Annotated in this window: 13 protein-coding genes; 5 read left to right on the top strand and 8 right to left on the bottom strand. The window is 44.0% G+C overall.

The annotated features are described in order from the left end of the window. The 7 genes from L0991_11755 to L0991_11785 form a co-directional block, all read right to left on the bottom strand. Positions 1–840, bottom strand: coding sequence for an AAA family ATPase (locus tag L0991_11755; GenBank protein ID XGB62075.1), 840 nt, complete (start codon positions 838–840; stop codon positions 1–3). 47 nt (positions 841–887) lie between these two features. Further along, positions 888–2,516, bottom strand: a complete 1,629-nt coding sequence (mshL, locus tag L0991_11760; GenBank protein ID XGB62076.1) for a pilus (MSHA type) biogenesis protein MshL — start codon at positions 2,514–2,516, stop codon at positions 888–890. Between the two features lie 15 nt (positions 2,517–2,531). Next, complete coding sequence (locus L0991_11765; GenBank protein ID XGB62077.1) at positions 2,532–2,864, bottom strand: MSHA biogenesis protein MshK; 333 nt, start codon at positions 2,862–2,864, stop codon at positions 2,532–2,534. Continuing rightward, positions 2,857–3,504, bottom strand: coding sequence for a type 4a pilus biogenesis protein PilO (locus L0991_11770; protein ID XGB62078.1), 648 nt, complete (start codon positions 3,502–3,504; stop codon positions 2,857–2,859). The genes L0991_11765 and L0991_11770 overlap by 8 nt, the downstream gene beginning before the upstream one ends. Next, on the bottom strand, positions 3,504–4,946 hold the full coding sequence (locus tag L0991_11775; GenBank protein XGB62079.1) for an MSHA biogenesis protein MshI: 1,443 nt from the start codon (positions 4,944–4,946) through the stop codon (positions 3,504–3,506). Before L0991_11775 ends, L0991_11770 begins: the two co-directional genes overlap by 1 nt. Positions 4,947–4,948: 2 nt before the next feature. Further along, a complete protein-coding gene (gene csrD, locus L0991_11780) occupies positions 4,949–6,964 on the bottom strand; it encodes an RNase E specificity factor CsrD (protein XGB62080.1) in 2,016 nt (671 codons plus the stop codon). A 161-nt stretch (positions 6,965–7,125) separates the two neighbouring features. Then, complete coding sequence (locus tag L0991_11785; GenBank protein XGB62081.1) at positions 7,126–7,677, bottom strand: single-stranded DNA-binding protein; 552 nt, start codon at positions 7,675–7,677, stop codon at positions 7,126–7,128. Between the two features lie 279 nt (positions 7,678–7,956). Here L0991_11785 and L0991_11790 point away from each other — a divergent pair, with 279 nt between their 5' ends. From L0991_11790 to L0991_11805, 4 genes are all read left to right on the top strand, one after another. Further along, entirely contained in the window at positions 7,957–8,604 is a 648-nt protein-coding gene (locus L0991_11790) for a LuxR C-terminal-related transcriptional regulator (protein XGB62082.1), read from the top strand. 157 nt (positions 8,605–8,761) lie between these two features. Continuing rightward, positions 8,762–9,634: a UTP--glucose-1-phosphate uridylyltransferase GalU gene (gene galU, locus L0991_11795; GenBank protein XGB62083.1), complete on the top strand. Its 873-nt coding sequence runs from the start codon at positions 8,762–8,764 to the stop codon at positions 9,632–9,634. A 149-nt stretch (positions 9,635–9,783) separates the two neighbouring features. Beyond that, positions 9,784–12,615 (top strand): excinuclease ABC subunit UvrA, encoded by a 2,832-nt coding sequence (gene uvrA, locus L0991_11800; GenBank protein XGB62084.1) that lies wholly within the window; start codon positions 9,784–9,786, stop codon positions 12,613–12,615. 96 nt (positions 12,616–12,711) lie between these two features. After that, the gene (locus L0991_11805) at positions 12,712–14,475 is read left to right on the top strand and encodes a PglL family O-oligosaccharyltransferase (GenBank protein XGB62085.1); all 1,764 of its coding nucleotides are present in this window, start codon (positions 12,712–12,714) and stop codon (positions 14,473–14,475) included. Positions 14,476–14,566: 91 nt separating this feature from the next. Here L0991_11805 and L0991_11810 read toward each other — a convergent pair whose 3' ends face one another. Beyond that, positions 14,567–15,706, bottom strand: coding sequence for an alanine--glyoxylate aminotransferase family protein (locus L0991_11810; protein ID XGB62086.1), 1,140 nt, complete (start codon positions 15,704–15,706; stop codon positions 14,567–14,569). A gap of 462 nt (positions 15,707–16,168) precedes the next feature. On the opposite strand from L0991_11810, the gene lysC reads away from it, so the two are divergent. Then, positions 16,169–17,536: a lysine-sensitive aspartokinase 3 gene (lysC, locus tag L0991_11815; protein ID XGB62087.1), complete on the top strand. Its 1,368-nt coding sequence runs from the start codon at positions 16,169–16,171 to the stop codon at positions 17,534–17,536. The last annotated feature ends 95 nt before the right edge of the window (positions 17,537–17,631 follow it).

Raw genomic sequence — 17,631 nt, forward strand, 5'->3', positions numbered from 1 at the left:
TTAATTCCAACCCCACAGTATTGGCGTTTTAAATTTGGGCTTACACACATCGTAAGTTTCATGCATCGCAGAGAACAGATGTTGGTTATCGATATTTTTTTTGCTTTCACTGAACGACAACAGTAAAGCCTTGTGGCATAGCTGATTTATCAGCCTTGGGATACCTAGTGAAGAACGACAGATCGCCTTTTTTTGATTCAAACTGAACAGTTCTGGGTTACCACCAGATTTAGCAATTCGGTTATCAATATAAGCTACCGTCTCATCAAGAGTTAGCGCCCTTAATGTCGAACTAAAAGTGATTCTTTGACGAAATTGTCTTAGATGATAAGCCTCTAAACGAGCGTCTAGTTCTGGCTGCCCAAGTAACACTATCTGAAGTAATTTCTTGTTTTCAGTTTCCAGATTGCCGAACAGTCTCAATGTCTCTAGTGCTTCGTCAGAGAGAGCTTGTGCTTCGTCAATAATCGCAACCACTCTTAAGCCTGAGTTATGCAGTTCAATCAACTTATGTTGAATGTTATCAACCAGCGTGGCTTCGTTCTCAATAGCTAGATCAAGCTCTTTGGCGACAGCATGACGCAAGTCAGTTCCGGACAACACAGGGTTTGGAAAGTAAATTAATGCGGTACAGTCTTTTAGGTGATTGACCAACATCCGACAAACCATAGTCTTACCGGTGCCGACTTCTCCAGTCACCTTGATGACGCCCTCTCCCATCTCTAACGCCGAAATGACCGTTTGAATCGCCTCAAAATGCGGGGCTAATCCGTAAAAAAAATCGGTATTCGGCGTTAAGGTAAATGGCAACTGTTCAAAACCAAAATGAGCTTGATACATAGATTCACCCGACTTAGTGAAGCGCTGCCAATTGAGAAAGTAAGCAATTACTCTTCATCAGGGAACCATTGCTGAAGCAGATCACGAGAACGCTCTAACTCAGATTGCCAAGTATTCACACCCACAACGGTCGGTTTAAGCAAGATCACGAGCTCAGTCTTTTGCGTCAACTGATTTGTATTGCGGAACAAGTGACCCAAAGCTGGGATATCACCTAAGAATGGAACTTTAGAAGTCACATCACTGGTGTTTGATTTCATCAGACCACCAATAACAACCACATCACCATCTCGCGCTCGAATCACCGAATCAGACTCACGAATAGAGCTTTTCGCCAAAGGAAGTTGCACGACGCCCGTAGTTGAACCGAGGTTGAGCTCTTTAACTTCTTCTTCTACCTCGATAACCGCAGGATGGACATGCAGGAATACATTGCCTTTATCGTCAATCTGAGGCGTTACATCTAAAGAGATGCCCGAGAAGAATGGTGTCAGCTCGACCTCAGGGGCAACATTAGCATTATCACCACTACCCACAGCGCTTGATAAGTCAGTTACGTAGTATTCGTCAGTACCAACTTTGATCACCGCTTTTTGGTTATTTGACGCAGTGACTCTTGGGCTCGATAGAACATTCAAATCACCTTGAGTGTCCATAAAGCTCAATACCGCTTCAAAGCTACCATCTGAAATCGTTACGTTAGTTTGTCCACCGAGCAATGAGCTAATCGCATCAAGTGGAGGTAATGTCCCACCAGGGCGCTCAACCACTACACCACCGCTACCAATCGATTTAGATAAGTTCGACCAGCTGATACCCTGCTGGTAGCCATCGCTCAACGTCACTTCCATGATTTTGGCTTCAAGGATAACTTGACGTTGCAAGCGCTGTTGAGATACACCTAAGAACTCGCGAACCTCACGAATCTCATCAGGGAATGCACGGACTGTAATCACACTCGCTTGTGGCGTCACGACAACACTTTGCCCATTTCCAGAACCAATTAGGTGTGCAACCGCAGCCTCAAGCTGTGGCCAGAAATCACTTTCAGAAGTGGTCTCAATCTCAGTGCCACCGTTCGAGGTAGAGTTTGAATTGTTTGAAGAGTTCGATGAATTTGAGTCAGAACTTGAAGAGCTCGATGAACTGTTGTCTGAATTAGAGATCGTACCCGTCGTTATCGTAGTCAATGAGCGACCAGCACGTTTAACCTGTAAGTAGTCGACAGGGATCGTCACCGTACGAAGGCCCGCAGGGTAAACTTGAATCACCTTGCCACGCTTTTCAATATCGTAGCCATACATATCCTGAGCCACAGCCAGCACTTCATCTAGCGTCACATCCGTTAGGTTCAACGTAAGCTTTCCAGACACACTTGGATGAATCGCTGCGCTGTATTCTGTGCCTTTCACTAAACTAGCAAAGAAGGTTCTCGCTTCGACACCTTTTGCTTGAATACGAAAACGCTTCACTGTCTCCATTCCCGGAGACATAGCATCGGAATTAAGCTGAGGCATAAGATCATCTTGTACAGACGAAGGCAGCTCATGAAGCGCCTTGCTGTTCGCTTCATTAATAGATTCGTTTAAAGACTCTTTTATTTCAACAGGATCACGATGCCCCATCGAACAGCCGACCAAAGATGACACTAGGATTGCTACTACAAGTTTACGCATGTCTTCACTCAAACCTTAATTATTCTTAATATCTAAAGAGAACATCTCTAATTTCCACTGCTTAGAGCTTCTCTGCAGAGTGACGTATTCTGAATCTATTTTCTTAACTCGATACCCTCTTATCGTCTCCCCTTGAGCAACAATTTCACCATTGAGAATGGCGTAGCATGGCGTATCCGCTTTACACACGATACTTTCCAAAGACGGTAAACGATAATGAGTTGGCGCTTTCTTTGCCGGCGCTGTTTTTTGTTGAGGCGTCATCCAACCCAGAGGTGCAGTTGGATCTTGCTCAGCCGACGCCAGTGAACTGGCAAACAGTAATGGCAACAATAGAGTTCTAACCACCGATAAACTCCTGTCTGGTACCTAGTGTGTAAACCTCAAATACAAGTCGAGCTTTTGGGTATTCTTCTACTGTGTATTCAAATGTACGCCAGTAATAGCTCACAGGAAGAGACTCAAGCGCCTCAAGGTAAGCTGCAATGTCAAAGTAACTACCAGTCAATTCCATTCTCACCGGGTGAAGAAAGTAACCTGAATATTCACTGGTCTCTTTGTTGTTCGAGATCGCTTCTGGTTTAAGTGACTCCAACGACTCCAACTTCAAACCGTTACCTGCATTAAGTACACTTTCTAGCAGTTGCGACATTTGGGATGGCGAGATCAACCCATCAACCATTTCGGCAAGTTCAAGAGACAGCTCTTGGCTCTCTCGCATCAACTTTTTGTATTCGAGGTTGATCTCTTTATCAGGGTCTTTGTTCAATTTAGCTTGCAGAACAAGTAACTCACCTTGCTGCCTCTGATTTGACTGAGTCAAACTCGTCATTTTAGCGTTTTTAGCTTGCAATTCGAGGTATGCAGGCTCCACCAATAAGGTAAATAGCAACATGGAGAGACCAACGAAACCACACACGAAAAGCAGCCACTTTTCTCTTGGGCTTAATGCAAGAAACTTATCGCTAAGTTGATTCCACTGCTGCATTACTTGCTCTCCCTACGAGTACTTAACTCAAAGGTCACCACGTCTTGATCATTACGACCTATTTTCAGTTTTTCAAAAGAACGGCCAACAAGATTAAGCTCATTTTTGAATTGACCAATCCAGTTAGGGACAACATTAGCATTACGAGCTAAGCCACTCATATCTAGCGTGTCATGGGTCATATAGATGTGCGAAAGAGAGATGTCATTTCGGCCTAATTGAGCTAAGGAATTCATGACGCCAGAATACCCGACTTGCTGAGATTCGTCGTATTGCCCAACCGCCTTTAACGCCTCTTTCTTTGCTTGAGTCTCACGTTTGAGACGCTCAACTGCCGCTACTTTCTCAGGAGAAGGTTTATGTTGAGTTAACTTACTATTCAATTGGTTAACCTGCTTGTTAAGCTGGCTCGACTCTTGTTGCAGAGCTGTTAATTCAGCATCTAAGTTGGAAGCTTGGTAGTTCATCACAAAGTAACTGCCAAGCAACAATGCACCAACCAATCCCCAACTCGCAGCGACATTCGCTAAAGTAAAATACTCTTTTTTAGGCTTTAAATGCTCAGGGTAAAGATTGACGTTGAACGCCTCTCTTTTAGCCGCAAGTTGAACCAACAAGCTTTCAGAGCTTTCACGCTCTCCTTCAACGAGCAAAGAGACCGTTGAACTCAACGTGCTGTTTAACGCACTTTGTAATTCAGCTTCATCCTCTTCATCACAACAGATCTTGAGTTGATGAAGCTGCGTGCCTTTAATTTGAGAAGACAGATAATCAATAGAGCGTTGAAGCTCTAAGGCAAGACCATCTAATTGCAGAGCACTGGACGCCACTCCTGTTAAAGGGGGTACAACGCTACGGATGGTTCTTTGGAAGCAAACAGTATGTTCAACAAACGCCCCCAGCTTGAAGTGCGAATTAGTACTGCGTTGTAAAAGGATAAAGTTCGACAGTTCACCTGCACTATAACCCCAGATTTCATCTTCTGGCGCCACACCTTTTAGCTCAACTTGCGCCGAGTTCGTAATATTAACCAGCTTGTCTAGCAGCTTTTTCGGCAATACATAGACTTGTAGCTTATTCGAAGTTGGTAGAGCAACCGCACTCGCGGTGATCTCTGTAACTCTCTCCGCAACAAGGTCTTTGAGTAGAAATGGCAAGGCAACCGACCATTCACTTTCTGGGATGTCCGGCTTATCAAGCTGATAGGTTTGGTAATAGTTAGCGCAAACAATAAGTTGAAGGCTATTGCTGGTAAACGCCTCACTATTCAACGATTTTTTCAGCGCACTTTCCCAGTCACCATTAACTAAAGGAATACTGGTTACTTGAGATTCTTGTTCCGTCGATGAAATATAGACAGCATCGTTACCCAGCATGACAACTTGAGTGTTGCCATTGCTTTTGCTTGGCTTTAATTTGTCTACAATCGCTTTAAAATTCATACTTAGCTACTACTCTTACGCCATCGATTTCTTCGACCAACTTTTACTACAGACTCAGCTTTCACTGGCTTTGAGCCTTTATTAGGTAAAGGGATAATTTGTTGTTCTTCGTCGAAATACCTTCCCTGATAGCCGTTAATACCTAACTCTATCAAGGTGTTCTTTTCTTGTTTTGTCTCGACCCCCACCGCAATAACTTGAGTTGGAGAGTCACCACATGCCCCAATTAAACTGCGGACGAACAGCTGGTTTTCATGTCTTTGGTCAATTTTCTTAATCAAACTGCGATGAAGCTTTATATAGTTAACCTTCAAATCCTTAATGTAGTGAGTGCTGACAATAGTTCGCCCAGCTTGGCCAACAATCACTTTACACCCAAGTCCTCGCAGCATCTTTGCCACCGGTCTCATATAATCAAGATGAGCGATAAGGTGCCCCTCAGGAAACTCAAAAGCCAGTTGTGAACGATGCTGTGCAGAGAGCTGCAACAACTCACTTCTGAACCATTTGAAGTGCTGCTTACTAGAAAAAGGGGTGACATTGAGGTTCACTGAATAATGAATAGGTTGAGTCGATTCTTTCAGTGACTTCAACAACACTCTCAAAACCGATTGATCCATTTGAGCTTGGTAACCCACTTGCTCTACCGCTGGCATGAATCGAGAGGATTTCAATAAACCTTTCTCAGGATCCTGAATTCTAGTGAATATTTCTCTATGCAATTCATTAGCTTGACCTAATTCAGACATAAGATAACATCGCTGAGCGAAGATTACTAAATTATCAGGAAGCAGTGCTGTATCAAGTAGTGTCCTCCAGCGAACACTGCCTCTATCAAGCTCATTTTTATTTTGTTTAGGGAAACGACTCCAGTTATTAATGCGCTCCAATTGCGCACTTTTTAGTGCCGTTTCTGTTTCATCCATAATCTGACTATGACGCTCACCTTCGGTGTACATGGTCACGCCAATATGGCACCAATTATCAGCCTCTAAAGGCTCTGGTGGTGTTAGCTTATCAAGTTGTCTTAAACACTGGGCAGCCAGCGTCGCAATGTCTTTGGCACCTTGATGAGGGATAAATACAGCAAAGTCAGCTTCATAATAACGAGAGAAAATAACATCTGGGTAGCGCTGTACGATATTCGATAATACTTCGCCAACCTCAATAATAAAGTTATCTGTAACTTGCTTGTCATTATCATCGCGTACCTGTTCCCACTCATCAATACGTATCAACAGCACACCGCCACGAGCACCACTTTCATGCAGTGCCGATTCAAGCTTGTTATCGAATAGCACTCTATTGGCGGTGCCAGTGAGTTTATCTAAGAAGGTATGGGTACGAATAAAGGTATCGAAGCGACTACGCTCTTGCCGAGCATCCTTTAACTCTTCAATAAGAACATCGAGAGCTTCACTCGCAGTAAAAGGCCACTCTCGCTCATCACCTTTTGCATGAGCTTCAACCTGACCAGCAAGAATCATCCTTCCACGCTCTTCCAGCATTTCAGAGCCCATTAACTGCTCTTTTAACCATCGCACACCACGAGCTAAACAGAAAATGATCAAGGCGACCGCTAAAGTAATCGACCACATCGCCTCCAATGAATAGCTGTATCCAATGTAAGGAGGCAGAGCCTTAAATTCAATTCGGTAACCGGTATTTCGCTCTAATACAAAGCTTTTTTCATAAAGGCGACTAGGATCAATCTGCGGGGAGGTATCTTTGAAGCGATAAACAATGCCGGTCTTATTCGAGAGTTTCATCTCAACAATGTTGCTTGCTTGCAACATTTTAGGCATCCAACGTTGCATTGAATATGCAGCGTCAGGATCTTCCATTTCCTTATCTACAACGTCGACAATACCCACCAAATAATGGTCTAAATACTCTTGCCCGATACGCTTAAATGAGAGGGTGCCACCGATAAAAAGAATGAACATCGCACTGATAACTATCACGGTGACAAATGCGACCAATCGGGTGCTCAATTTTAGTGTGGGGGTATATCTCATGAATAACGAAATCCTTTTCAACTCACATTATACCGTATTGCTACTTATACTATAAATTGACGTTGTAAATAAAGAGTTAAGAATTCTAGGTAACAAAAAGCCGCGATAATCGCGGCTCTTTCCAAATTAATACTGTCTTTATAATATATTAAAAACAGGGCTTAAAATGGGATGTCATCATCAAAATCCATCGGTGGCTCATTATATTGAGGTTGAGCCTGCTGAGGAGCTTGTTGAGGTGCTTTCGGCTGCTGTTGAGCTGGAGCACTGTATTGTTGCTGTTGTGGTTGTTGAGGTTGACCCCAACCACCTTGCTGTTGTTGGCCACCCATGCCACCTTGAGCTGGTGCGCCACCTTGAGCACGACCGCCTAGCATTTGCATAACGCCGTTAAAGCCTTGAACCACAACTTCCGTTGTGTAGCGATCTTGACCGCTTTGGTCTTGCCATTTACGAGTTTGAAGTTGACCTTCAATGTAAACTTGAGAACCTTTACGTAGGTACTCACCAGCAACTTCAGCTAGCTTGCCAAACAGAGCAACACGGTGCCATTCTGTTTTTTCACGCTGTTCGCCAGTTGCTTTATCACGCCATGACTCTGACGTTGCAATGGTAATGTTCGCTACTGCGCCGCCATTTGGCATGTAACGAATTTCTGGGTCATTACCTAGGTTACCCACTAATATAACTTTGTTAACTCCACGGCTAGCCATGATTTGCTCCGTCTAAATTCATAGTCTCAGAAAATTTTTAGCGCACAAGAATAGCATGCTTTTCTGCTGTGATAAATCGCATTCCTATTCTCTCCTCACGACAAAGAATAAAAACGTAACAAATCATGATATTCAGAGCGATGTTGCTTTTTTCTCCACTTACAAACCACTCATTTACTTTGAGAATTGATATTCAACGCAAGTCACAACGATGGTGCTAGAGAAGCCAAAGCCTGCATGACAACGTGAATTCCCATTCTATTTACAAAGGACATTTCAATGAGAAAGTCTCGATATGCTCGCACTTTACACTTTATGTGCATCGACCCAAGTGATACTTACTTACACGTAAAAGAGATAGAAAAACACCTATCTATTATCTTGTATAAGATGACGCCAGACGACCTAATGTTAGTCGATAGGAAGCAGAGTAATCGCATTCTTCTTGTCGACTATAAAGAAGTACCAAAGCTATTGGCTATCTGCCCTAACCTGACTGTAATATGGAAGAATCATGAGATCATTTTATTTAATGTCCCACATCAACTGCCGACCTCAGAGCTCTTAACTTACGGTGTATTAAAAGGACTGTTTTATAACACTGATAAAAAAGACAAAATTGCTCATGGTTTACAAGAGGTAATCGATGGCGATAACTGGCTGCCAAGAAAGGTCACCAACCAACTGCTGTTTTACTACCGTAATATGGTCAACACCAACACAACGCCTACCAATGTTGATCTCACCATTCGCGAGATTCAGGTTATTCGTTGTCTCCAATCAGGCTCATCAAACACACAAATAGCCGATGACCTCTTTATCAGTGAGTTCACCGTGAAGTCTCACCTCTACCAAATATTCCGCAAGTTGGCGGTAAAAAATAGAGTCCAAGCAATCGCATGGGCCAACCAGAACTTGCTTGCATAATTGATCCACTTCTTAAAGTGACGATAATTTTGAGGGAAGCTCTGGTTAGCCATACGGATTGTTGCTGAATTTTCGACAAAATTTGTGCTAGAGTTGCCCTCAGAAATATCAACCACTCAGGTTGAATCAATAATTATTATAGATAAAGGGTCTTACGATGATCAAAAAGTGCCTTTTCCCGGCAGCAGGCTACGGTACACGCTTCTTACCAGCAACCAAATCAATGCCGAAAGAAATGATGCCAGTAGTAAACAAACCACTGATTGAATACGGCGTTGAAGAAGCGATCGAAGCCGGTATGGACGGAATGTGTATCGTAACGGGCCGTGGTAAGCACTCAATCATGGATCACTTCGACAAGAACTACGAACTTGAACATCAGATCAGTGGTACAAATAAAGAAGACCTACTGATTAATATCCGTGAAACGATTGAAGCTGCGAACTTCACTTATATCCGCCAACGCGAAATGAAAGGCCTAGGTCACGCTATTTTGACTGGTCGCGAACTTGTAGGTGACGAACCATTCGCAGTGGTACTGGCCGATGACCTATGTGTGAATGAGCAACAAGGCGTGTTAGCACAAATGGTTGCCCTATATAAACAGTTCCGCTGTTCTATCGTTGCTGTTCAAGAAGTTCCTGAAGAAGAGACCCATAAGTACGGTGTTATCTCAGGTGAAATGATCAAAGACGATTTGTTCCGTGTTGATGACATGGTGGAAAAGCCAGAGCAAGGCACGGCACCAAGTAATCTAGCGATCATTGGTCGTTACATCCTGACTCCTGACATCTTCGAACTGATCGAGCAAACGGAACCAGGTAAAGGTGGTGAGATCCAAATCACTGATGCACTGCTTAAACAAGCAAAAGCAGGTTGTGTATTGGCATACAAATTTAAAGGTCAGCGTTTTGACTGCGGTAGCGTAGAAGGCTACATCGAAGCAACAAACTACTGCTTTGAAAACCTATACAAAAAAGACCAACAGCAAGTTGAGCTAGGCAAACACTCAACACAGAAAGAAGCATAACTGCTGACTGGTAAGTAACATTTCATACGATGTAAAGGGCGGCTCTTGGAGTCGCCCTTTTTTATTACTGTTTTTTTATCCAGTAAAACTTTGCACAAATCTCACTCTATGTAATACTTTAGCCACTAAAAATTACATGGTCTGTTGAGATGGATAAAATAGAAATTAGAGGCGCTCGTACGCATAACCTCAAAGACGTAAACCTTACCATCCCTCGTGATAAGCTGATTGTTATCACAGGTCTCTCTGGTTCAGGTAAGTCATCACTTGCGTTTGATACCCTCTACGCTGAAGGGCAACGCCGTTATGTTGAGTCTCTGTCTGCCTACGCTCGTCAATTTCTATCCCTTATGGAAAAACCTGATGTCGACCACATCGAAGGCTTATCTCCTGCTATCTCGATAGAACAGAAATCGACGTCTCACAACCCTCGCTCGACGGTCGGTACTATTACAGAAGTTTATGATTACCTAAGGCTTCTTTACGCACGGGTCGGAGAACCTCGCTGCCCAGAGCACAATACACCGCTTGCAGCACAAACCATCAGCCAAATGGTGGATAAGGTACTTGAGCTACCTGTTGGTTCAAAGATGATGCTGTTAGCACCAATCGTTAAAGAGCGTAAAGGTGAGCACGTAAAAACACTGGAAAACTTAGCAGCTCAGGGCTTTATCCGAGCGCGTATTGATGGTGAGACCTGCGACCTATCCGATCCACCAGCACTAGAACTTCATAAAAAGCACACCATTGAAGTCGTAGTAGACAGGTTCAAGGTTCGCCCTGACCTTCAACAACGTTTAGCCGAATCATTCGAAACCACGTTAGAGCTCTCTGGTGGTATTGCTGTCGTTGGTTGGATGGATGAAACAGACCAAGAAGAGATCGTATTTTCTGCTAACTTCGCTTGTCCAAAGTGTGGTTACAGCATGCAAGAGCTTGAACCTCGCCTATTCTCATTCAACAACCCAGCTGGTGCATGTGGTACATGTGATGGCCTTGGAGTTCAGCAGTACTTTGATCCAAGCCGAGTGATCTTAGATGAGAATCTAAGTATTGCAGATGGAGCTATTAAGGGCTGGGATCAAAAGAATTACTACTATTTCCAGATGCTAACATCACTCTCTGAGCACTATGGTTTCGATCTGTTTGCACCATTTAATTCTCTACCGAAGAAGACTCAAGAGATTATTCTGAAAGGCTCAGGTCGCACTGAAGTTGAGTTCAAATACATCAATGATCGTGGTGATATTCGAGTCAAACGTCACCCATTTGAAGGTATTTTGAATACGCTAGAACGCCGTTACCGTGATACGGAATCAAATGCGGTCCGTGAAGATCTTGCTAAGTACATATCAACGAAATCCTGCTCTAGCTGTAATGGTACACGCTTGAGATTAGAAGCTCGCAATGTCTTCATTGGCGATACTACACTGCCTGAAATCGTTGAACTGAGCATTGCTGACGCACTGCAATTTTTCCAAGAGTTGAAGTTAGACGGTCAACGCGGACAAATCGCCGATAAGGTAATGAAAGAGATCAATGATCGCCTGCACTTCTTGGTTAATGTCGGCTTGAACTACCTCAACCTATCACGCAGTGCAGAAACACTTTCAGGTGGTGAAGCGCAACGTATCCGACTTGCAAGCCAAATTGGTGCAGGCTTAGTGGGGGTTATGTATGTATTGGATGAACCATCGATTGGCCTCCACCAGCGTGACAATGAACGCCTGCTGCAAACCTTGGTTCACCTAAGAGACTTAGGCAATACTGTGCTTGTCGTTGAGCATGATGAAGACGCTATTCGTTGTGCCGACCATGTGATTGATATTGGTCCAGGTGCTGGCGTGCACGGCGGCCACGTCGTCGCAGAAGGTACTATGCAAGATATCATCGACAACCCAAACTCGTTGACAGGTCAGTACCTGAGTGGCGTAAAAGAGATTGAAGTACCAAAACAACGAACACCAATCGACAAGAAAAAAGTCGTCGAGATCATTGGGGCTACCGGTAATAACTTGAAAAATGTCACCGCGACTATCCCAGTTGGCCTATTCAGCTGTATTACTGGTGTATCAGGGTCAGGTAAGTCGACACTGATTAATGACACCTTCTTTAAAATTGCTCACACCCAACTCAACGGTGCAACGACAGCAGTACCTGCACCACATAAGAAAATTAAAGGCTTAGAGCACTTCGATAAGGTCATCGATATTGACCAAAGCCCTATAGGTCGAACGCCAAGATCAAACCCTGCAACCTACACAGGAATATTCACCCCTATTCGTGAGTTGTTCGCTGGAACACAAGAGTCACGTTCGCGCGGTTACAAACCGGGACGCTTCAGCTTTAACGTGCGTGGCGGACGCTGTGAAGCCTGTCAGGGCGATGGTGTTATCAAGGTAGAAATGCACTTCTTACCAGACGTTTATGTGCCGTGTGATGTGTGTAAGGGCAAGCGCTACAACCGTGAAACACTAGAAGTTCGCTACAAGGGTAAAACCATCGACGAAGTACTGGAAATGACCGTAGAAGACGCACGTGAGTTCTTTAATCCGGTTCCAGTGATCGCTCGCAAGCTGCAAACTCTCATGGATGTCGGCCTTTCTTACATTCGTTTGGGGCAAGCCGCTACTACCCTATCTGGTGGTGAGGCTCAACGTGTTAAATTAGCGCGTGAGCTGTCTAAACGAGATACAGGAAAGACGTTATACATTCTGGATGAACCAACAACAGGGCTTCACTTCCACGATATCCAACAGCTACTAACCGTATTGCATCGACTGCGTGATCACGGTAATACCGTTGTGGTAATTGAACACAACTTGGATGTCGTTAAAACTGCAGACTGGATACTCGATCTCGGCCCTGAGGGTGGTCAAGGTGGTGGTAAAATTGTTGCAGAAGGTACACCTGAAGATGTGGCACTAGTCGAAGGTTCACATACAGCACGCTTCCTCAAGCCTATGTTAAATTTGAACTAGGTGTAAAATAGCGTCCTGCGGGAAGACAGAAAAATGTTAAAGTAACGGAGCTTGTTTCAGAAAGAACAAGCTCCGTTTTTATAAGGTTAGGGATTTATGGCAACAATACACACTAGCGGAACCCAGCTAGAGCATCAGGTCACTCAACTACCTCTCAACAAAGCATTCCTTGCTTCATTAGCTGTTGTGTTCTTACTCGCCATGCATTTTTTCATGCCTAACCCAGGTGGTTCTGGCCTTGCCCTATCCTTTAATCCGACGACTTGGCTGGCTCTAAGCTTCACTTTAGCGATTGGCTTTTATCAACTAGCGACCAATCGAGTTCTCAAGTATTCCAAGTTAACCATAGGTTTGCTGATAAGCTGCGTGATACTCACGTTGCCTATTCTATATAGCAATGCTTCGCCGCAAGGGGCTTCAGGTCGATTACTTGGGTTATGGGCTGGCTTTGCCTTATTCGTGGTTCTTCAACAATTCAAATTCAGTAATAAACATAAACAACGCATGCTGTGGTTCATCGTACTTGCTGTCGTCATACAGGCATTGTTTGGCTATGTGCAATATTTTTTGCTGGAGCCTGGTAACCTATTTGGTTACAACACTGAAGCTAATCGCCCGTATGGAATCTTCCAACAGCCTAACGTGATGGCCAGCTTTTTAGCGACGGGTTTTGTACTCTCTGCTTACCTATTAGCGAGGCAGCCAGCCAAGTACAACCATAAGATTAGCGAATCATTTTTACTCTACCTAACACCAACGTTAACGGTGCCACTGCTGATCATCATCGCATCACGCACAGGTTGGTTAGCTGCACTCATTGGCTTCATATGTATTCTGCCTTACCTCTACAAGTTCTCGACCAAGAAACGATTCTACGGATGGTGTGCATCCGTTGCTGTCGGTATCGTAGTTGCGTTTTCAGTAATCAGCCTTAGCACTACAGATAGTATAGCGAGTAAAAAAGCGAACCTAGAGAGCCCTCGAGCTTACACCTTCCCGCAAACATTAGACATGTTGGTAGAGAAACCATTTACTGGTTACGGCTACGGAAAATTTGAATCAGAGTACACCCTGTATACCGCTCGTCAGCATCAACTCAATTCAAACTATCATCCGGGGCTTCCAGCAATGGATCACCCCCACAATGAGTTTCTATTCTGGGGAGTTGAGGGCGGTATTGTACCTATCATAGGAATATTGATTGCCGCAGTATTAGTATTGTCGCGTATCTCGAGCTCAGCGAAAGGAACACGCTTAGCTTTACTGGCTCTGTTCATACCGATACTTTTACACTCTCAGCTAGAGTACCCGTTCTATCACTCAGCGATACACTGGATAACCTTTATCATCTTGATTTATTGGGTTGACCAGCGCGCTTCGCGTCATTATCAGCAGCCATTTAGCATCATCAGTAAAACGTTATTTAGAGTGACCAGCTTAGTGTTACCAATTCTGGTGAGTGTTTACATGTTGAGTGCACTACATACCAACTATGTACTGACCAAATTTGAGCTATCTAAACCTAAAAACCCAGATATTCTCAAACAAGTCACTAACCCTGTAGTTTGGAAAGATCGCTACGATTGGGACATATACAGCACCTACCTGAACATTGGTCTTTATAAAGGCGACCCTAGCCTTATTCAGCCTTACGTTGATTGGTCACTAGAGATCATAAAGAGTAAACCAAGACCAGCGTTCTACAGTAACCTGATCCTTGCTTACCAAGGTTTAGGGGAAGAGAGCAAAGCGGAACAAATCCGCAGTGAAGCAAAGTTTTTATTCCCAAACAGAGACTTTTCACAGGTTCAATACAAGAAAATATCTCAAGCTGAAAACAACGTCTCATCGGCAGAGTAGTAGCCAATTTTAACTCGTAGTATTACCTTTAAAGCAAACAAAAAAAGCGCACGATCCTCGTGCGCTTTTCTTTGAAACTATTCTAATTCGGTTATTTAAGTACGTCTTGTAGCGCTTTAAGACACAACGCCACATTCTCTTTGCGAGCACCGTAGCCCATCAAGCCAATACGCCATGCCTTACCAGCCAAAGAGCCAAGGCCAGCACCAATCTCAAGGTTATACTCTTCTAAAAGCTGTGATCTGACTTTCGCTTCATCAATTCCTTCAGGGAAGTAAAGAGCATTAAGCTGTGGTAAACGGCTCTCTTCATCAACAACGAACTTCAGCCCTAATGCTTCTACACCTTCTTTTAATTCTTGATGCATGGCGTGATGACGAGACCAAGCATTATCTAAGCCTTCATTTTTCAGTAGCACGAGAGACTCATGCAGCGCGTAAAGGCTATTGACTGGTGCAGTGTGGTGATAACTACGCTTACCTTCACCGCTCCAGTAACCTAATACTAGGCTCTGATCCAAGAACCAGCTTTGTACAGGAGCCTGACGTGCTTTCATTTTATCAACAGCACGCTGAGAGAAAGTCACAGGTGATAAACCAGGAACACAAGACAAGCACTTCTGACTACCAGAATAAACCGCATCGAGCAGCCATTCGTCCACTAACAGTGGTACACCACCCAATGAGGTTACCGCATCAACAATAGTCAATGCATCGAACTGGCGAGCCACCGCAGAGATAGTTTGAGCATCCGATAATGCACCAGTAGAGGTCTCAGCATGTACAAACGCAACCGCGACTGCGTCTGGGTTTTCTGTCAATGCTTGCTGTACCTTTTCGACAGATACCGGCTTACCCCATTCGTCGTCAACGAGAATTGCTTCGCCACCGCAGCGCACCACGTTTTCTCGCATACGTTCACCAAACACGCCGTTGCGGCAGACGATGACCTTTTCACCAGGCTCAATCAAGTTAACAAAACAAGTTTCCATACCAGCACTTCCTGGTGCTGATACAGCAATCGTAAACTCATTCTCTGTCTGAAAGGCATACTTAAGAAGTTGTTTAACCTCATCCATCATTGCAATAAAAAGTGGATCGAGGTGACCAATGGTTGGTCGACTCAATGCTTGAAGCACTTGAGGTGAGATATCAGAAGGCCCTGGCCCCATTAACGTTCGATGTGGTGGATAAAAGCTATCGATAGTAGAAGTATTTGTTAAGTTAGACATGTAAATCCCTTACGTTAATGGTGTTGATATTCCACCCTAAAGCAAATCGAACATGTCAGCAATTAGCCTTAGGTCTTGAGGTCAAACCACTGTCACATAATTGTTAAAATTATTTTTAAATTATCTCAAGTTACCAATTGACATTGTGAGCGCAAACACGTTCAATGAAATGGCTATCTAGCAGAAGAGGAGCACTGCCCAGGCAGGTGTTTTGTGGAACCGCATTTCCGATACAAAGCATTTATGGGGAGCAGTGCCGAGATAATAAAAGGATGCTGGACCTTTATTATCGGTTGAGCGGGCTGAATCCCGGCAACTGTCACCATTTCTATATGGTGAAGAGCTTCTGAGGTTACTATTCACATAATTCCTCTCTTTTTGCTCTAAAACTCTCTTCGAAAAACATTGGACGTTGGATTACCCAACCGTAATTTTATTTTAGGAAGTCGTGGGAGATATATCGTGAGTGCATCTAATGTAGCTGGTTCTTTTAATGTCGCTAAGTTTGGTGGTACAAGTGTTGCCAACTTTGAAGCAATGAGCCGTTGTGCTGCCATTATTGAAAACAACTCAAATACCAAGTTAGTCGTAAGTTCTGCGTGTTCAGGTGTAACCAATTTACTTGTCGAACTGGCAAACGGTGTGCAAGACAAAACTCGCCGTCAGGAAGTAATGACCCAGTTGACGGACATCCATAATGCAATTCTTGACCAACTTGCTGACCCAATCAGCGTCGAAAAAGAAGTTCACTCCATTCTTGACGACATTGCGAGCGCTGCTGAGGCTGCGTCATTTCAAACAAGCACTAAGCTAACCGATCACTTGGTCGCATGTGGTGAATTGATGTCGACACACCTTCTTGCTCAAATACTTCGTGAACGCGGTACACCGGCGGTTCGTTTCGATATCAGAGAAGTGATGCGCACCAATGATGACTTCGGAAAAGCAGAACCTCAGCTTGAAGATATTTCAGTATTAGCGAAAGAGAAACTGATTCCACTGTGCCAACAACAAGTTGTAGTTACACAAGGCTTTATTGGTGCAGATAGTGACGGTAATACAACAACCTTAGGTCGTGGTGGTAGTGATTACTCAGCTGCGCTCATTGCTGAATCAGTACAAGCGATTGGCTTAGAAATTTGGACAGATGTTCCTGGCATCTACACCACCGACCCTCGTATTGCTCCTAAGGCTTCTCCAATCCCAGAAATCAGCTTCAGTGAAGCCTCTGAGATGGCAAACTTTGGAGCGAAGATCCTGCACCCATCGACGCTAGTTCCTGCATTACGTCACCAAATTCCGGTGTTTGTCGGCTCTTCAAAAGCACCAGAACTAGGTGGAACTTGGATCCGTCAACAGGTGGAAAGCTCTCCACTGTTCAGAGCCCTGGCCCTTCGCTGCAACCAAACCATGGTTACGCTGCGTAGCGCTAATATGTTCCATGCTTACGGTTTCCTTGCGAAAGTATTCGAGATCCTTGCTAAACATAAGATCTCCGTTGATCTTATCACTACCTCGGAGATCAGTGTTTCACTTACCCTAGATCAAACTGATACATCTGGTGGTGCTCCTGAATTACCAGAAGCAGCACGTCTTGAGCTAGAAGAACTGTGTTCAGTCGATGTAGAACATGACCTATGTTTGGTGGCATTGATTGGTAATAACATGAGTGAAAGTAAAGGCTACGCTAAGCAAGTATTCAGCACCCTTGAAGATTTCAACCTGCGCATGATTTGTTACGGAGCAAGCCCTCATAACTTATGCTTCCTGCTCAATGAGTCAGTCTCTAAACAGGCAATTCAAAAGCTACATCAAGAGCTCTTCGAATAAGGTAATAATGAATTAAGAAGAGTTCAACGCTCAAAGTACAGAGACAAAAAGGGTTGCAATTAAGCAACCCTTTTCCTTTCTAGTTTGACAACTAA

It is taken from the genome of Vibrio chagasii (genome assembly GCA_041879415.1).
GTDB lineage: Bacteria > Pseudomonadota > Gammaproteobacteria > Enterobacterales > Vibrionaceae > Vibrio.